16 protein-coding genes are annotated in these 15,644 nt (G+C 60.7%); 6 read left to right on the forward strand and 10 right to left on the reverse strand.

Translation table 11 applies throughout. The features are described 5' to 3' along the window. Positions 1 to 163: 163 nt before the first annotated feature. The 4 genes from ABWL43_RS28405 to dadA all read right to left on the reverse strand — a co-directional run bounded on the left by ABWL43_RS28405 (position 164) and on the right by dadA (position 3,609). On the reverse strand, positions 164 to 712 hold the full coding sequence (locus tag ABWL43_RS28405) for a cupin domain-containing protein (RefSeq protein WP_017135864.1): 549 nt from the start codon (positions 710 to 712) through the stop codon (positions 164 to 166). A 116-nt stretch (positions 713 to 828) separates the two neighbouring features. Beyond that, positions 829 to 1,902 (reverse strand): alanine racemase, encoded by a 1,074-nt coding sequence (gene alr, locus ABWL43_RS28410; RefSeq protein WP_145158108.1) that lies wholly within the window; start codon positions 1,900 to 1,902, stop codon positions 829 to 831. An 80-nt stretch (positions 1,903 to 1,982) separates the two neighbouring features. Further along, positions 1,983 to 2,336, reverse strand: coding sequence for a RidA family protein (locus ABWL43_RS28415; RefSeq protein ID WP_145158111.1), 354 nt, complete (start codon positions 2,334 to 2,336; stop codon positions 1,983 to 1,985). Continuing rightward, positions 2,308 to 3,609: a D-amino acid dehydrogenase gene (gene dadA, locus ABWL43_RS28420; RefSeq protein ID WP_145158114.1), complete on the reverse strand. Its 1,302-nt coding sequence runs from the start codon at positions 3,607 to 3,609 to the stop codon at positions 2,308 to 2,310. The genes ABWL43_RS28415 and dadA overlap by 29 nt, the downstream gene beginning before the upstream one ends. Before the next feature lie 156 nt (positions 3,610 to 3,765). Here dadA and ABWL43_RS28425 point away from each other — a divergent pair, with 156 nt between their 5' ends. After that, positions 3,766 to 4,254 (forward strand): Lrp/AsnC ligand binding domain-containing protein, encoded by a 489-nt coding sequence (locus ABWL43_RS28425; protein WP_003176896.1) that lies wholly within the window; start codon positions 3,766 to 3,768, stop codon positions 4,252 to 4,254. 109 nt (positions 4,255 to 4,363) lie between these two features. Here the strand turns inward: ABWL43_RS28425 and ABWL43_RS28430 are convergent, their stop codons facing one another. After that, entirely contained in the window at positions 4,364 to 4,717 is a 354-nt protein-coding gene (locus tag ABWL43_RS28430; RefSeq protein WP_016975913.1) for a YkgJ family cysteine cluster protein, read from the reverse strand. Between the two features lie 115 nt (positions 4,718 to 4,832). On the opposite strand from ABWL43_RS28430, the gene ABWL43_RS28435 reads away from it, so the two are divergent. After that, positions 4,833 to 6,125, forward strand: a complete 1,293-nt coding sequence (locus ABWL43_RS28435) for an NAD(P)/FAD-dependent oxidoreductase (RefSeq protein WP_404485934.1) — start codon at positions 4,833 to 4,835, stop codon at positions 6,123 to 6,125. Here ABWL43_RS28435 and ABWL43_RS28440 read toward each other — a convergent pair whose 3' ends face one another. After that, the gene (locus ABWL43_RS28440; protein ID WP_145158120.1) at positions 6,126 to 6,350 is read right to left on the reverse strand and encodes a DUF1127 domain-containing protein; all 225 of its coding nucleotides are present in this window, start codon (positions 6,348 to 6,350) and stop codon (positions 6,126 to 6,128) included. It lies immediately after the preceding gene. Between the two features lie 165 nt (positions 6,351 to 6,515). On the opposite strand from ABWL43_RS28440, the gene ABWL43_RS28445 reads away from it, so the two are divergent. Then, complete coding sequence (locus ABWL43_RS28445; protein WP_242199581.1) at positions 6,516 to 7,940, forward strand: PLP-dependent aminotransferase family protein; 1,425 nt, start codon at positions 6,516 to 6,518, stop codon at positions 7,938 to 7,940. Between the two features lie 62 nt (positions 7,941 to 8,002). Then, the gene (locus ABWL43_RS28450; RefSeq protein WP_369301875.1) at positions 8,003 to 9,571 is read left to right on the forward strand and encodes a phospholipase D family protein; all 1,569 of its coding nucleotides are present in this window, start codon (positions 8,003 to 8,005) and stop codon (positions 9,569 to 9,571) included. Between the two features lie 124 nt (positions 9,572 to 9,695). On the opposite strand, the gene ABWL43_RS28455 is transcribed toward ABWL43_RS28450, so the two are convergent. Continuing rightward, positions 9,696 to 10,838, reverse strand: a complete 1,143-nt coding sequence (locus ABWL43_RS28455; protein ID WP_145158129.1) for an MFS transporter — start codon at positions 10,836 to 10,838, stop codon at positions 9,696 to 9,698. 187 nt (positions 10,839 to 11,025) lie between these two features. After that, positions 11,026 to 12,519: an aldehyde dehydrogenase gene (locus ABWL43_RS28460; protein ID WP_145158132.1), complete on the reverse strand. Its 1,494-nt coding sequence runs from the start codon at positions 12,517 to 12,519 to the stop codon at positions 11,026 to 11,028. 230 nt (positions 12,520 to 12,749) lie between these two features. On the opposite strand from ABWL43_RS28460, the gene ABWL43_RS28465 reads away from it, so the two are divergent. Next, on the forward strand, positions 12,750 to 13,112 hold the full coding sequence (locus ABWL43_RS28465) for a cupin domain-containing protein (protein WP_145158135.1): 363 nt from the start codon (positions 12,750 to 12,752) through the stop codon (positions 13,110 to 13,112). Positions 13,113 to 13,183: 71 nt separating this feature from the next. Here ABWL43_RS28465 and rpmG read toward each other — a convergent pair whose 3' ends face one another. Further along, positions 13,184 to 13,339, reverse strand: a complete 156-nt coding sequence (gene rpmG / locus ABWL43_RS28470) for a 50S ribosomal protein L33 (RefSeq protein WP_003176906.1) — start codon at positions 13,337 to 13,339, stop codon at positions 13,184 to 13,186. A gap of 11 nt (positions 13,340 to 13,350) precedes the next feature. Beyond that, positions 13,351 to 13,584, reverse strand: coding sequence for a 50S ribosomal protein L28 (gene rpmB, locus ABWL43_RS28475; RefSeq protein WP_003176907.1), 234 nt, complete (start codon positions 13,582 to 13,584; stop codon positions 13,351 to 13,353). Positions 13,585 to 14,042: 458 nt separating this feature from the next. On the opposite strand from rpmB, the gene ABWL43_RS28480 reads away from it, so the two are divergent. Continuing rightward, positions 14,043 to 15,635: an ABC transporter substrate-binding protein gene (locus ABWL43_RS28480; RefSeq protein WP_404485942.1), complete on the forward strand. Its 1,593-nt coding sequence runs from the start codon at positions 14,043 to 14,045 to the stop codon at positions 15,633 to 15,635. The last annotated feature ends 9 nt before the right edge of the window (positions 15,636 to 15,644 follow it).

A 15,644-nucleotide genomic window follows, 5' to 3' on the forward strand; every position in this document is an offset into this window, starting at 1 on the left:
CCCTCAATGGTGGCTATTCACGCCTGCGGCCACGGTTTCGCAGGCGGCGAAAGTATAACGGTTAGCCCGTCCGGCCGAAACAACCCTATTAAATAAAGGGAGATTCAGCCCTGCGGCGTACAGCTACGGGAGTGTCTGCAACGCTGGCAGCACGCCTCTTGTGTCAAAAGTTCGCGGGTGTGGCTGCGCTGATTAGTCGCGCCGGCACGTCGAACGGGTTGCGAAAACGATGCGGCTTGGTGCTTTCAAAGTAGTAGCTATCGCCGGCTTCGAGCACAAAAGTTTCAAGACCGACCACCAACTCCAGGCGACCTTCCACCAGAATTCCGGTTTCCTCGCCTTCATGGGTGAGCATTTCTTCGCCGGTGTCGGCGCCCGGCGGGTAAATCTCGTTGAGAAACGCGATCGCCCGGCTGGGGTGTGCGCGGCCGACCAGTTTCATGGTGACGGCGCCGTCCGATATGTCGATCAGCTCATTGGCTTTATAGACGATCTGGGTCGGTTTTTCCTGGAGGATCTCCTCGGAAAAGAACTCGACCATCGACATGGGAATGCCGCCCAGCACCTTGCGCAAGGAGCTGATTGAGGGGCTGACACTGTTTTTTTCGATCATCGAAATGGTGCTGTTGGTGACACCCGCGCGCTTGGCGAGCTCGCGCTGGGAAAGACCCTTCAGTTTACGGATGGATTGCAGTCGTTCGCCGACGTCCAATGCAGGAGCCTCCTAGGATTCAGGCGTTGTTGTAATTGAGCGTTATCATGGCGACAGCGTTCAGTATTTACAACACTTGGGCCTAAATCCTGGTCAGCTCCACTCGTAGGCCTTGTTCAAGCCCCGGAATAGAGCCTTGGCACGCGGCGCAGGTTGCAGAAGATCTGGTAGGGAATGGTCTCGGCAGCAGTCGCAACGTCGCTGGCGAGAATGGTTTTGCCCCACAGCTCCACGGTGGAACCGAGCCCGGCCTGCGGCACGTCGGTGAGGTCGACACACAGCATGTCCATGGATACACGGCCCAGCAACTGGCTGCGCTGGCCCGCCACCAACACCGGTGTGCCAGTGGGCGCGTGACGTGGATAACCATCGGCATAGCCCATGGCGACCACGCCGATCCGCATCGGTTTGGGTGTGATGAACTTGGCGCCGTAGCCCACCGGCTCGCCGGCCGGCAGTTCGCGCACACAGATGACTTTGGATTCGAGCGTCATCACCGGCTGCAAGCGGGCGGCAATGGCCTGGTCTTCGCCAAATGGCGTGGCGCCGTAGAGCATGATGCCTGGGCGCACCCAGTCGCTGGAGACGTTCGGCCAGCCCATCACGGAAGGCGAATTGCGCAGGCTCACCTCGGCCGACAAGCCTTGGCGCGCCGCTTCAAACACCGCCACTTGTTCATTGCTGCGTACACAATCGAGCTCGTCGGCACGGGCGAAGTGGCTCATCAATACGATTTTCGCCACTTTACCGCTGGCCAGCAGGCGCTGATAAGCCTCGTGGTAATCCTTGGGATGCAGGCCGACACGATGCATGCCCGAATCCAACTTGAGCCAGATGGTCAGCGGCTTGCTCAACCGGGCCTGCTCAATCGCGTCCAACTGCCACAGCGAATGCACCACGCACCAGAAATCATGCTCGATGATCAGCGGCAGCTCGTCGGCTTCGAAGAACCCTTCCAGCAACAGCACCGGCGCGCGAATCCCCGCGGCACGCAGCTCCAGCGCTTCCTCGATGCACGCCACGGCGAAACCATCCGCCTCAGCTTCCAGCGCCTGGGCCACGCGCACGGCGCCGTGGCCATAGGCATCGGCCTTGACCACGGCGAGGGCCTTGGCCCCCGTGACTTCACGGGCCAGTTGGTAATTGTGGCGCAGGGCTTGGAGGTCGATCAGGGCACGGGCAGGACGCATGGCGACAGGCTTCTAGGCGGCAGAGTGAAGAAAAACCCGGCACCGACAGACAGCGCCGGCACCGGGAGAGGGATCGTTGGTTAAGGCAGCGCGGCCACGACGGACAGCTCTACCAGGATTTCCGGTTCGCACAGCTTGGCTTCAACGGTGGCACGGGCCGGGGCAACGCCTTTAGGCAGCCACTTGTCCCACACCGCGTTCATGCCGGCGAAATCGGCGTCGATGTCTTTCAAGTAGATCGTCACCGACAGCAGCTTGGATTTGTCGGTGCCGGCCAAGTCAAGCAAACGCTCGATGTTGGCCAGTGTTTCACGGGTCTGCTGTTCAATCCCGGCACTCATGTCGTCGCCGACTTGCCCTGCCAGATACACGGTACCGCTGTGAACAACGATCTGGCTCATGCGCTCATTGGTGAGCTGGCGCTGGATTGACATGTTTTGCGGACTCCTGGTGGTTGCCGTAACGGGAAATATCGAGGCCTTCGGCGCTGATCTGCGGGGTTTTCTTCGCCATCAGGTCGGCCAGCAGACGACCAGAGCCACAGGCCATGGTCCAGCCAAGTGTGCCGTGCCCGGTATTGAGGAACAGGTTCTTGAAAGGCGTGGCACCGACAATCGGCGTGCCGTCGGGTGTGGTCGGGCGCAGGCCGGTCCAGAACGTGGCTTCGGTCAAATCGCCGCCCTGAGGATAAAGGTCGTTGACGATCATCTCCAGGGTTTCACGCCGGCGCGGGTTCAGCGACAGGTCAAAACCGGCGATTTCAGCCATGCCGCCAACGCGGATGCGGTTGTCGAAACGGGTGATCGCGACCTTGTAGGTCTCGTCCAGAATGGTCGAGGTCGGTGCCATCGCCGGGTTGGTGATCGGCACGGTCAGCGAGTAACCCTTGAGCGGGTACACTGGCGCCTTGATCCCCAGCGGCTTGAGCAGTTTCGGCGAGTAGCTGCCGAGGGCCAGTACATAACGGTCTGCGGTTTCCAGCTTGCCGTCGATCCACACGCCATTGATGCGGTCGCCTGCGCAGTCGAGGCGCTGGATGTCCTGCTCGAAGCGGAACTCCACGCCCAGCTGTTTGCACATGTCGACCAGGCGCGTGGTGAACATCTGGCAGTCGCCCGTCTGGTCATTCGGCAGGCGCAGTGCGCCAGCAAGAATATCCGTGACACTGGCCAGGGCCGGCTCAACGCGGGCGATACCGGCGCGGTCGAGCAGCTCGAACGGTACGCCAGACTCTTTGAGCACGGCGATGTCTTTGGCCGCGCCGTCCAGCTGGGCTTGGGTGCGGAACAATTGCGTTGTACCGAGGCTGCGACCCTCGTAGGCAATGCCGGTTTCGGCACGCAGTTCATCGAGGCAGTCGCGACTGTACTCGGACAGGCGGACCATGCGCTCCTTGTTCACTGCGTAACGGCTTTGGGTGCAATTGCGCAGCATCTGCGCCATCCACAGGTATTGATCGATATCGGCGGTGGCCTTGATCGCCAGCGGCGCGTGGCGCTGCAGCAGCCACTTGATCGCCTTGAGCGGCACGCCCGGGGCCGCCCAGGGCGAGGCGTAACCAGGCGACACCTGGCCGGCGTTGGCGAAACTGGTTTCCATGGCAGCGGCTGGCTGACGGTCGACCACGACGACTTCAAAGCCGGCCCGCGCCAAATAGTACGCACTGGTCACACCAATGACGCCGCTACCCAAGACCAGAACGCGCATTTTTATATCCTCATCGCGGGCTTGGCCGCTGACGTGTGTTATTGGAGCAATGATGAGCGCAGTATAAAAAGCAATTGCCAGTGCATTTCACTATATAAATGCCTATATTTGGCGACAATTCTCGGCAAAAACCCTTTTCACAGAGGCGTATCCCCTATGCGTACCAACACCCAGACCAAGCGGGAGCTGGACAAGATCGACCGCAATATCCTGCGCATCCTGCAAACCGACGGGCGCATTTCATTCACGGAGCTGGGGGAAAAAGTCGGGCTGTCGACCACGCCGTGCACCGAGCGCGTACGCCGCCTGGAACGCGAAGGGATCATCATGGGCTACAACGCGCGGCTCAATCCGCAGCATTTGAAGGGCAGTTTGCTGGTATTTGTCGAGATCAGCCTCGATTACAAGTCCGGCGACACCTTTGAAGAATTCCGCCGCGCCGTGCTCAAACTGCCCCATGTGCTGGAGTGCCATTTGGTGTCGGGTGACTTCGACTACCTGGTGAAAGCGCGCATTTCCGAGATGGCGTCGTACCGAAAATTGCTCGGCGATATCCTGCTCAAACTGCCCCATGTGCGCGAATCAAAGAGCTATATCGTGATGGAAGAGGTGAAGGAAAGCTTGAACCTGCCGATTCCGGATTAACTGATTCAACGTGCGCAAAGGTGGGAGCTGGCTTGCCTGCGATAGCGGTGTGATTGATACACCGCTATCGCAGGCAAGCCAGCTCCCACATTTTTGACCGAGTACATCCCTAGACCAAGACTTGCCGGGTGCTGGCCATGTATTCGTGGATTTGCTTCTCAACCCGCGGATGAATCAGCTCCACCGGCCGCCGCCCGTTGGGGCACGGCAAGGTCTTGGTGGTGCCAAACAACCGGCAGATCAGCGGGCGTTCGTCGTACACCGTGCAGCCGTTGGGCCCAAGGTGCACGCAGTTCAGCTCGTCCATGGCGGCGTCCTGCTCGGCTGCGGTCTTGCGTGGCAGGCGCGACATTTCCTCGGGCGAGGTGGTCACCGGCCCACAGCAATCGTGGCAACCCGGAACACACTCGAACGAAGGAATCTGCCTACGCAGCGCGCTGATTTTCTGACTGTTGCAACTCATCGGAACACATACCGGACGGCGAATAGGCGTGGATTCTGACGCAAAACGCCCTGCGCAGACAGCTTCGTCCGACCGCTGTATCCTGCGTCAAATTTTCCAAACAGGGATGCTCCCCATGACCGCCAGCGCCCGGCACACCGCTTCCTACTACGCCGCCAGCAGCGTCCCACAACCCGATTACCCGGCGTTGACGGGCGAGGTCAGCGCCGATGTGTGCGTGATTGGCGGCGGTTACTCCGGGCTCAACACCGCCCTGGAACTGGCCGAGCGCGGTTACAGCGTGGTGTTGCTGGAGGCGCGCAAGATGGGCTGGGGCGCCAGTGGTCGTAACGGCGGCCAGCTGATTCGCGGCGTCGGCCATGGCCTGGACCAGTTTGCCAACGTGATCGGCACCGACGGTGTGCGCCAGATGAAGTTGATGGGCCTGGAAGCCGTGGAGATCGTGCGCGAGCGCGTCGAGCGCTATCAAATCCCCTGCGACCTGACCTGGGGTTACTGCGACCTGGCGAACAAACCTCAGCACCTGCACGACCTGGCCGAAGATGCCGAAGAACTGCGCAGCCTCGGCTATCGCCATGAAGTGCGCCTGCTGCAAGCCAACCAGATGAGCAGCGTGATCGGTTCCGACCGCTACGTGGGCGGCATGATCGACATGGGCTCCGGCCATTTGCACCCGCTGAATCTGGCCCTCGGCGAAGCCGCCGCCGCGCAGAAGCTGGGCGTGAAGCTGTTCGAGCAGTCCGAAGTGACACGCATCGACTATGGCCCTGAAGTCAACGTGCACACCGCCCTTGGCAATGTGCGCGCCAAGACCCTGGTGTTGGCGTGCAACGCCTACCTCAATGGCCTCAACCCACACCTGAGCGGCAAAGTGCTGCCCGCCGGCAGCTACATCATCGCCACCGAACCATTGAGCGAAGCCCAGGCCGCCAAACTACTGCCGCAGAACATGGCCGTGTGTGATCAACGGGTGACAGTGGATTACTTCCGGCTGTCCGCTGACCGCCGCCTGTTGTTCGGCGGTGCCTGCCATTATTCCGGGCGTGATCCACAGGACATCGGTGCCTACATGCACCCAAAAATGCTCAAGGTGTTCCCACAACTGGCCGACGTGAAGATCGACTACCAATGGGGCGGCATGATCGGCATCGGCGCCAACCGCTTGCCACAGATTGGCCGGCTGGCCGATCAACCCAATGTGTATTACGCCCAGGCCTACGCCGGCCACGGCCTCAATGCCACGCACCTGGCCGGCAAGCTGCTGGCCGAAGCCATCAGCGGCCAGCAGCAGGGTCGTTTCGATTTGTTCGCCCAAGTGCCGCACATCACCTTCCCCGGCGGTAAACATTTGCGTTCGCCGCTACTGGCATTGGGAATGCTCTGGCACCGGTTCAAAGAGCTGGTCTGATCAATCGCGCCAGAACGGTTTCAGGCCTTCCTCGCGCGCTTGCTCGACGCTCAGCCCGACGTCGCGCAGTTGTTCGCGGGTCAAATGCAGCAAAGCCTTGCGCGTGTGGCAGCGATGCCAGAACAAACGCCAGCGGCTGATATCCCGCGGCGCCGTCGCGCGCTCTTGCCCTGCCTGCAATTCCTGACTGTGTAACATCAGACGCACATCGCTTATGCCGCTCATTTTGCTGCCCCTCATTTGCTTGTTGCCATGAGTGACTAGCGTGAGCGCAACGGCAAAACCATGACAGATTCAACGCATCTTTATTAAATCCATACAGATACTGCCCATGATCGCCTGAATCCTGTATTTTCCGCCTATCTGTACTGGTCCTCGGGAGCGACCGCCATGACCCTTTACGTCAACCTCGCCGAATTGCTCGGCACGCGCATCGAACAGGGCTTCTATCGCCCCGGCGATCGCTTGCCGTCTGTGCGCGCATTGAGCGTTGAACATGGGGTTAGCCTGAGCACCGTGCAACAAGCCTATCGCTTGCTGGAAGACAACGGCCTGGCAATGCCAAAGCCCAAATCCGGCTACTTTGTGCCGGTTGGGCGCGAGCTGCCGGCGCTGCCCGAAGTAGGCCGCCCGGCCCAGCGGCCGGTGGAAATTTCGCAATGGGACCAAGTGCTGGAACTGATTCGCGCGGTGCCACGCAAAGACGTCATACAGATGGGCCGTGGCATGCCAGATGTATTGTCACCGACCATGAAACCCTTGCTGCGCAGCCTGGCGCGTGTGAGTCGCCGCCAGGATCTGCCGGGGCTGTATTACGACAACATCCTCGGCTGTATGGAATTGCGCGAGCAAATTGCACGCCTGTCATTGGATTCCGGCTGCCAGCTGACAGCCGAAGACATTGTGATCACCACCGGCTGCCATGAGGCGCTGTCCGCCAGCATTCACGCGATCTGTGAACCGGGCGATATCGTCGCGGTGGACTCGCCAAGCTTTCACGGCGCCATGCAGACCCTTAAGGGCCTGGGCATGAAAGCCCTGGAAATCCCCACGGACCCAATCACCGGCATCAGCCTTGAAGCGCTGGAACTGGCGCTGGAACAGTGGCCGATCAAGGTCATCCAGCTGACGCCCAACTGCAACAACCCGTTGGGCTACATCATGCCGGAGGCACGCAAACGTGCGTTGCTGACCCTGGCCCAGCGCTTTGACGTGGCGATCATTGAAGACGATGTGTATGGCGAATTGGCCTACAGCTACCCTCGCCCGCGCACGATCAAATCCTTCGATGAAGACGGCCGCGTGCTGCTGTGCAGCTCGTTCTCGAAAACCCTGGCGCCCGGTTTACGCATTGGCTGGGTAGCGCCCGGGCGCTACCTGGAGCGGGTGCTGCACATGAAATACATCAGCACCGGTTCCACCGCGACCCAACCACAAATTGCGATTGCCGAGTTCTTGAAAAACGGCCATTTCGAACCGCATTTACGGCGGATGCGCACTCAATACCAGCGCAATCGCGACCTGATGCTCGACTGGGTCAGCCGCTACTTCCCGGCCGGCACACGCGCCAGCCGGCCTCAAGGCAGCTTCATGCTGTGGGTGGAGCTGCCGGAAGGCTTCGACACGCTCAAGCTCAACCGCGTGTTGGTCGAACAGGGCGTACAGGTGGCGGTAGGCAGTATCTTTTCCGCCTCCGGCAAATACCGCAACTGCCTGCGCATGAACTACGCTGCCAAGCCGACGCCGCAAATTGAAGAAGCAGTACGCAAAGTCGGCGCCGCCGCGATCAAGATGCTCGCCGAGACGCCAGACTGACCTTTCGCCGGAATTAGCCGTCATATGCCCACAATCGCCCTGACCTGGAAGCAGCGCCCTTGATGATCCAACGGCTTTTACCGTTTTTCCTGCTGGGCGCTCTGGCGCTGGGCGGCTGCGCAACAGTCGACACGCCGCGCATCCCCAGCGACGCCCTGCCCGCCGCGCAATCCTCATTCGGCCGGTCGATCCAGGCGCAGGCGGCGCCGCATCAAGGCCGCTCAGGTTTTCGTTTGCTGCCCAACAGCAGCGAAGCCTTCATGGCCCGCGCCGAACTGATCCGCAACGCCCAGAGCAGCCTCGACTTGCAGTACTACATCGTCCACGACGGCATCAGCACGCGCATGCTTGTGGATGAACTGCTCAAGGCGGCCGACCGCGGCGTGCGCGTGCGCATCCTGCTGGATGACACCACCAGCGACGGTCTCGACCAGGTCATCGCTACCCTCGCCGCCCACCCGCAGATCGAAATTCGCCTGTTCAACCCGCTGCACCTGGGCCGCAGCACCGGCGTCACGCGGGCCATGGGGCGCCTGTTCAACCTGTCGCTGCAACATCGGCGCATGCACAACAAGTTGTGGCTGGCGGACAACAGCGTCGCCATCGTCGGCGGCCGCAACCTGGGCGACGAGTATTTCGACGCCGAGCCCAACTTGAATTTCACCGATATCGACATGCTCAGCGTGGGCCCGGTGGCCGAGCAACTCGGGCACAGCTTCGATCAGTACTGGAACAGCGCACTGAGCAAGCCGATTGATGACTTCGTCTCCAACAGCCCCTCCAAACGTGACCTGGCCGCCGCCCGCGTGCGCCTGCAAGATTCGCTCGCCGAGTCCCGCCAGCAGAACCATGCGCTGTACAACCGCTTGCGCACCTACCAGACCCAACCCCGCATGGACATCTGGCGCCGCGAGTTGATCTGGGCCTGGAACCAGGCGCTGTGGGACGCGCCGAGCAAGGTGCTGGCCAAGGCCGACCCGGACCCGCAGTTGCTGCTGACCACTCAACTGGCGCCGGAGCTTGAAGGCGTCAACCATGAGCTGATCATGATTTCGGCGTATTTCGTCCCCGGCCAGCCTGGGCTCGTGTACCTGACCGGCCGAGCTGACGCGGGAGTGTCTGTGAGCTTGCTGACCAACTCGCTCGAAGCCACCGATGTACCGGCGGTACATGGCGGCTATGCGCCGTACCGCAAGGCACTGCTGGAGCACGGCGTAAAACTCTACGAGCTGCGCCGCCAACCCGGCGACCCCAGTGCAGGCAGCGGCCCGCATCTGTTTCGCCGGGGCTCGCTGCACGGCTCGGACTCCAGCCTGCACAGCAAGGCGATGATCTTTGATCGGGAAAAGTCGTTTATCGGCTCGTTCAATTTTGACCCGCGCTCAGTGCTGTGGAACACCGAAGTCGGCGTGCTGGTGGACAGCCCCGAGCTGGCGGAACACGTGCGCAACCTGGCGCTGCAAGGTATGGCGCCGGCGTTGAGCTACCAGGCGAAATTGCAGGATGGCCAAGTGGTATGGGTCACTGAGGATAACGGCCAACTGCATACGCTGACCGATGAACCCGGCAATTGGTGGCGCCGGTTTAATGCCTGGTTTGCCACTTCAGTCGGTCTGGAGCGGATGCTTTAGGAACAATGAAGATCCAGTGTGGGAGCGGGCTTGCTCGCGAATGCGGTGGATCAGTCAATATTGCCGTTAACTGACACACCGTATTCGCGAGCAAGCCCGCTCCCACATTCAATCCCGTTTCAAATCAGGCGGGCTGTGCGACGCCAAATGCACCCTGGCGCAACAGCAGCACCACCAGCCCCAACGCGCCGGCGGCCATCAGCAACGGCAACGCATGCCCGCTGATCCACTGGCTGCCCGCACCGGCCACCAACGGCCCTATCAAGCAACCGATGCCCCACAACTGCGCCACGTGAGCATTCGCGCGCACCAGCGCATCGTCGCGGTAACGCTCGCCGATCAGGATCAGCGACAAGGTGAACAACCCACCGGCACTGGCGCCGAAGATCACCCACACCGGCCAGATCAGCGGGGTGTGCATCAGCAGCGGAATCGCCAGGCTCGAGATCAGCAACAGCACCGCACAGCTCAAGAACAGCGTGCGACGCGGCAGGTAGTCAGCCAATGCGCCGATGGGCAATTGCAACAGCGCATCGCCCACCACCACCGTGCTGACCATGGCCAAGGCGACCTCGGCCGTGAAACCCTGTTGCAGGCAATACACCGGCAGCAGCGTCAGAATCATCGCTTCGAACGCCGCGAATAAAGCCACCGCCCAGGCAATCGCCGGCAGGCTCAGGCAAAAACGCCATAAGTCGCCAAAGGTGACACTGAAGGATTCAGCCGTCGGCGCGCCGGAGCGCCCCAGCAACAGCAATGGCGCGACCATCAGCAGGCCTACGCCCACCCAGAAGCCGTAATCATGGTCGGTGCCGATCAGACCCAGCAGCAGCGGCCCCGACAGCTGGCTCAAGGCATAACTGCAGCCATACAGCGCCACCAGGCGGCCACGCCATTGCTCCACCACTAATTGGTTGATCCAGCTTTCACCGAGGATAAACACGATGGTCAGGATCACCCCGATCATCAGCCGCAGCACCAGCCAGACCGGATAGCTGGGCAGGATTGCCAGCAGGCCGATGGACACTGCACCGGCCCACAGGCACAGGCGCATCAGGTTGGCGGTGCCCAGCCATGAGGCCATGCGGCTGGAGACCTTCGCGCCCAGCAGTACGCCGAAGGCCGGCATGGCGGCCATCACCCCAATGGCGAAACTGCCGTAGCCCCAGCCTTCAAGGCGCAGGGACACCAGCGGCATGCTGACGCCCAGGGCCAGGCCGACGCTCAGTACCGAGGCCAGGACGGCGAAATAAGTCGCCCAACGCATGTCCACGCTCCTGTGGATAATTTTCAGGGTTTCAAACGAACTGTAGGAGCGAGCCTAGGTGGGAGCCGGGCCTGCCCGCGATGCAAGCACCTTGGTGTGTCAGTCACACCTCGGTGATGCTATCGCAGGCAAGCCAGCTCCCACAAAAGCCAGCTCCCACATTTGGCCTGCGGTGTTTCCTACAGGGTTACAGCTTGATCCAGGTCGCCTTCAGCTCGGTGTACTTGTCGAACGCGTGCAGCGACTTGTCGCGACCGTTACCGGACTGCTTGAAGCCACCAAACGGCGCGGTCATGTCGCCGCCATCGTACTGGTTGACCCACACGCTACCGGCGCGCAAGGCCTTGGCCGTCAGGTGCGCCTTGGAGATATCCGCCGTCCACACCGCTGCGGCCAGGCCGTATTGGGTGTCGTTGGCGATGGCGATGGCTTCTTCGGCACTGTCGAAGGTGATCACCGACAGAACCGGGCCAAAGATTTCTTCCTGGGCAATCTTCATGGCGTTGGTCACGCCGTCGAAAATCGTCGGCTCAACGTAAGTGCCACCGGTTTCTTCCAGGGTGCGCTTGCCGCCCGCAACCAGCTTGGCGCCGTCGGCGTGGCCCGCTTCGATGTACGACAGCACGGTGTTCATCTGCTGGGTGTCCACCAGCGCACCGACGTTGGTTGCCGGGTCCAGCGGGTTGCCTGGCTTCCAGCCTTTGAGGGCCTCGATCACCAGCGGCAGGAATTTATCCTTGATGGAGCGCTCCACCAGCAGACGCGAACCGGCGGTGCAGACTTCGCCCTGGTTGAAGGCGATGGCGCCAGCGGCGGATTCGGCCGCCGCTTGCAGGTCCGGAGCATCGGCGAACACGATGTTCGGGCTCTTGCCGCCCGCTTCCAGCCACACGCGCTTCATGTTGGACTCGCCGGAGCGAATCAACAGCTGCTTGGCGATTTTGGTGGAACCGGTGAACACCAGGGTGTCGACGTCCATGTGCAGCGCCAGCGCGTTGCCAACCGTGTGGCCGTAGCCCGGCAGCACGTTGAACACGCCTTTTGGAATACCGGCCTCAACGGCCAGGGCCGCGATGCGGATGGCGGTCAGCGGGGATTTTTCGGACGGCTTGAGGATCACCGAGTTACCGGTGGACAGCGCCGGGCCGAGTTTCCAGCAGGCCATCATCAGAGGGAAGTTCCACGGCACGATCGCGCCGACAACGCCGACCGGCTCGCGGGTCACCAGGCCCAATTGATCGTGCGGCGTGGCGGCGACTTCGTCGTAGATCTTGTCGATGGCCTCGCCGCTCCAGCTCAGCGCGTTGGCTGCGCCAGGCACGTCAATGCCCAGGGAGTCGCTGATTGGCTTGCCCATGTCCAGGGTTTCGAGCAGGGCCAGCTCTTCGGCATTGGCCTTGAGCAGCGCGGCGAAACGGATCATGACGGACTTGCGCTTGGCCGGTGCCAGACGTGACCAGACGCCGGAATTGAAGGTGGCGCGGGCATTTTCTACAGCGCGCTGGGCGTCGGCGGCGTCGCAGCTGGCGACGGTTGCCAGCAGACGGCCATCGACCGGGCTGATGCATTCGAACGTGTCACCGGAAACAGCGGCGGTGTATTCGCCATTGATGTAGGCGCGGCCTTCGATCTTCAGATCCTTGGCGCGTTGTTCCCAGTCGGCACGGGTCAGGGTGGTCATGCGAGTGTCCTCCTCTTATTGAATACAAGGGCCAGGTGATGTCCCCCGGCAGCCTCAAAGAATTCTTGCCCGGCCAGCCTGCTGTTCGGCTCAAGGCAGCTGCCACCCTAAACCAGCGGCTGGGGGTGTTTCAATATATTTGACACAACGCCGGTAAACGCCCTTGCGATGTTCATTTTAATAAACATAGACTTTGGACTCTCCAACCGCAGGCCAGACGGGACACGCACATGAGCATCCAGGACATCGTCGACTTCAGCCAAGCCAATACCGCCCCCGAACGCTACCGGCCTGCTGCCGAAAAAGTCCTCAAGGGCGATCCCGAGCAAACCCTCTACAACCACTACAACAGCCCGTGCGGCCAGATGAGCGCCGGGGTCTGGGAAGGTGAAGTCGGGCAATGGAAGGTCAACTACAGCGAGCATGAGTACTGCGAAATCGTGCAGGGCGTTTCGGTGCTGCGCGATGCCGACGGTAACGCCAAGACCTTGCGTGCGGGCGACCGTTTCGTGATCCCCGCAGGTTTCAGCGGCACCTGGGAAGTGCTGGAACCGTGCCGCAAGATCTACGTGGTGTTCGAACAGAAAGCCTGATCAGCAAATCACAGGCAAAAAAAAGCCCGACTCGTGAGAGACGGGCTTTTTTTCACAAGGAAGAAAATCAATTACTTGATTTTGCCTTCTTTGTAGATCACGTGCTTGCGAACGCGCGGGTCGAACATTTTCTTTTCGAGCTTGTCCGGGGTAGTACGCTTGTTCTTGTCGGTAGTGTAGAAGTGACCAGTACCGGCGCTAGAGATCATTCGAATCAATTCACGCATGATAAAGCTCCTTAGATCTTGCCAGCGGCGCGGATTTCGGCCAGCACGACAGTGATGCCGCGCTTGTCGATGATACGCATGCCTTTGGCAGATACACGCAGGCGAACAAAACGTTTCTCTTCTTCAACCCAGAAGCGGTGATGCTGCAGGTTCGGCAGGAAACGACGACGGGTTTTGTTATTTGCGTGGGAAATGTTATTCCCAGTCACCGGACCCTTACCGGTAACTTGACAGACTCTCGACATGCCTCAGCCCTCTAAAACCACATGCCCAACCCGGCATGGGTTGGCCGCTTAATCTCTCAGTCATTTGGCGCCAGGCGCCGCGTTTCTTTAAGGGTCTTACCGGCTACACCTACAGTGAAGGAACCGGGCCCCTAGAAAAGAGCGCTGCTTTATACCAGAAAGACCAAGGTGCAACAACAGCCCGTGTGTTTTTACCGGCGTAAATCTTGGCGACAGACGCCTGAACCGTTGCCAGGAGTGGCCGCTGTCACAGCCGACCGCTCGTCGCACAGAATGATTTACAGCGCCCGCACGCACGATGAAGTGCACGGCGAAACGCGCTGAGGCGCCATCAAAACAGCATTTGCGCCAAAAGCACAGGCAAAAATGGACTGGTCATTTATCAATCAGACCACTACGGTAGGCTTTTTCCAGACTGCACTCGCAGATGGGCCTTCGATCTGCAAAGGAAACCGAACATGCGCCTCGCTGCCCTACCGCTATTGCTAGCCCCTCTATTTATTACGCCGACGGCCCTGGCTGCTACCAGTTTGAGCGTGTGTACCGAAGCCAGCCCTGAAGGGTTCGATGTGGTGCAATACAACTCGCTGACCACTACCAATGCCTCGGCCGACGTCCTGATGAACCGCCTGGTGGATTACGACGCCGCCAGCGGTAAGCTGGTGCCGAGCCTTGCGGACAGTTGGGACGTTTCGCCAGATGGCCTGACGTACACCTTCAAGCTGCACCCGGATGTGAAATTCCACCGCACTGAATACTTCACCCCGAGCCGCACTCTCACCGCCGAAGATGTGCGCTTCAGTTTCGAGCGCATGCTCGATCCGGCCAACCCATGGCACAAGATCGCCCAGAGCGGTTTCCCGCATGCCCAGTCGCTACAGTTGCCGACGCTGGTCAAGAAGATCGACGCCCTCGACCCGCTGACCGTGCGCTTCACGCTCGATCACGCCGACTCGACCTTCCTCGCCGCGCTGAGCATGGGTTTTGCCTCGATCTACCCGGCCGAATACGCCGACAAGCTGCTCAAGGCCGGCACCCCGGAGAAACTCAATAGCCAACCGATCGGCACCGGCCCGTTTGTTTTCGTACGGTTCCAGAAAGATGCCGTGGTTCGCTACAAAGCTAACCCGGACTATTTCGCCGGCAAACCGGCTGTGGATAACTTGCTGTTCGCCATTACCCCGGACGCCAACGTGCGCCTGCAGAAATTGCATCGCGACGAATGCCAGATCGCCCTCTCGCCCAAGCCGCTGGATGTAGGCGAGGCCGAAAAAGACCCGGCATTGAAGGTGGAGAAAACCGCTGCCTTCATGACTGCATTCGTGGCCATCAACAGCCAGCATCCGCCGCTGGACAAGCCGGAAGTGCGCCAGGCAATCAACCTGGCTTTTGACAAGAACAGCTACCTCAAGGCTGTGTTTGAAGGCACCGCCGAGGCGGCCAATGGCATTTATCCACCCAATACCTGGAGCTATGCCAAAGACCTGCCGGGTTATCCACAGGACATCGCCAAGGCCAAGACGCTGCTCGACCGCGCGGGGCTCAAAGGCGGTTTCAAGACCACCATTTGGACACGCCCAACCGGCAGCTTGCTGAACCCCAACCCTAACCTGGGCGCACAACTGTTGCAGGCAGACCTGGCCAAGATCGGCATCCAGGCAGAGATCCGTGTGATCGAATGGGGCGAACTGATTCGCCGCGCCAAGGCCGGTGAACATGACCTGCTGTTCATGGGCTGGGCCGGCGATAACGGCGACCCGGATAACTTCCTGACCCCGCAGTTCTCTTGCGCGGCGGTGAAATCCGGCACCAACTTCGCCCGCTACTGCGACCCCGCGCTGGACAAACTGATCAGCGCCGGCAAGACCACCAGCGAGCAAGGCGTGCGCACCAAGCTGTATCAACAGGCTCAGGCGCAGATCCAGCAGCAGGCGTTGTGGCTGCCGTTGGCGCATCCGACCGCGTTTGCCCTGACACGCAAGAATGTCGAGGGCTATCAGGTGAGCCCGTTCGGGCGCCAGGACTTCTCGAAAGTCAGCGTCAAGCCCTGATGACCAGCC

The sequence above is a fragment of the Pseudomonas sp. HT11 genome (assembly GCF_044875395.1).
Classification (GTDB): domain Bacteria; phylum Pseudomonadota; class Gammaproteobacteria; order Pseudomonadales; family Pseudomonadaceae; genus Aquipseudomonas.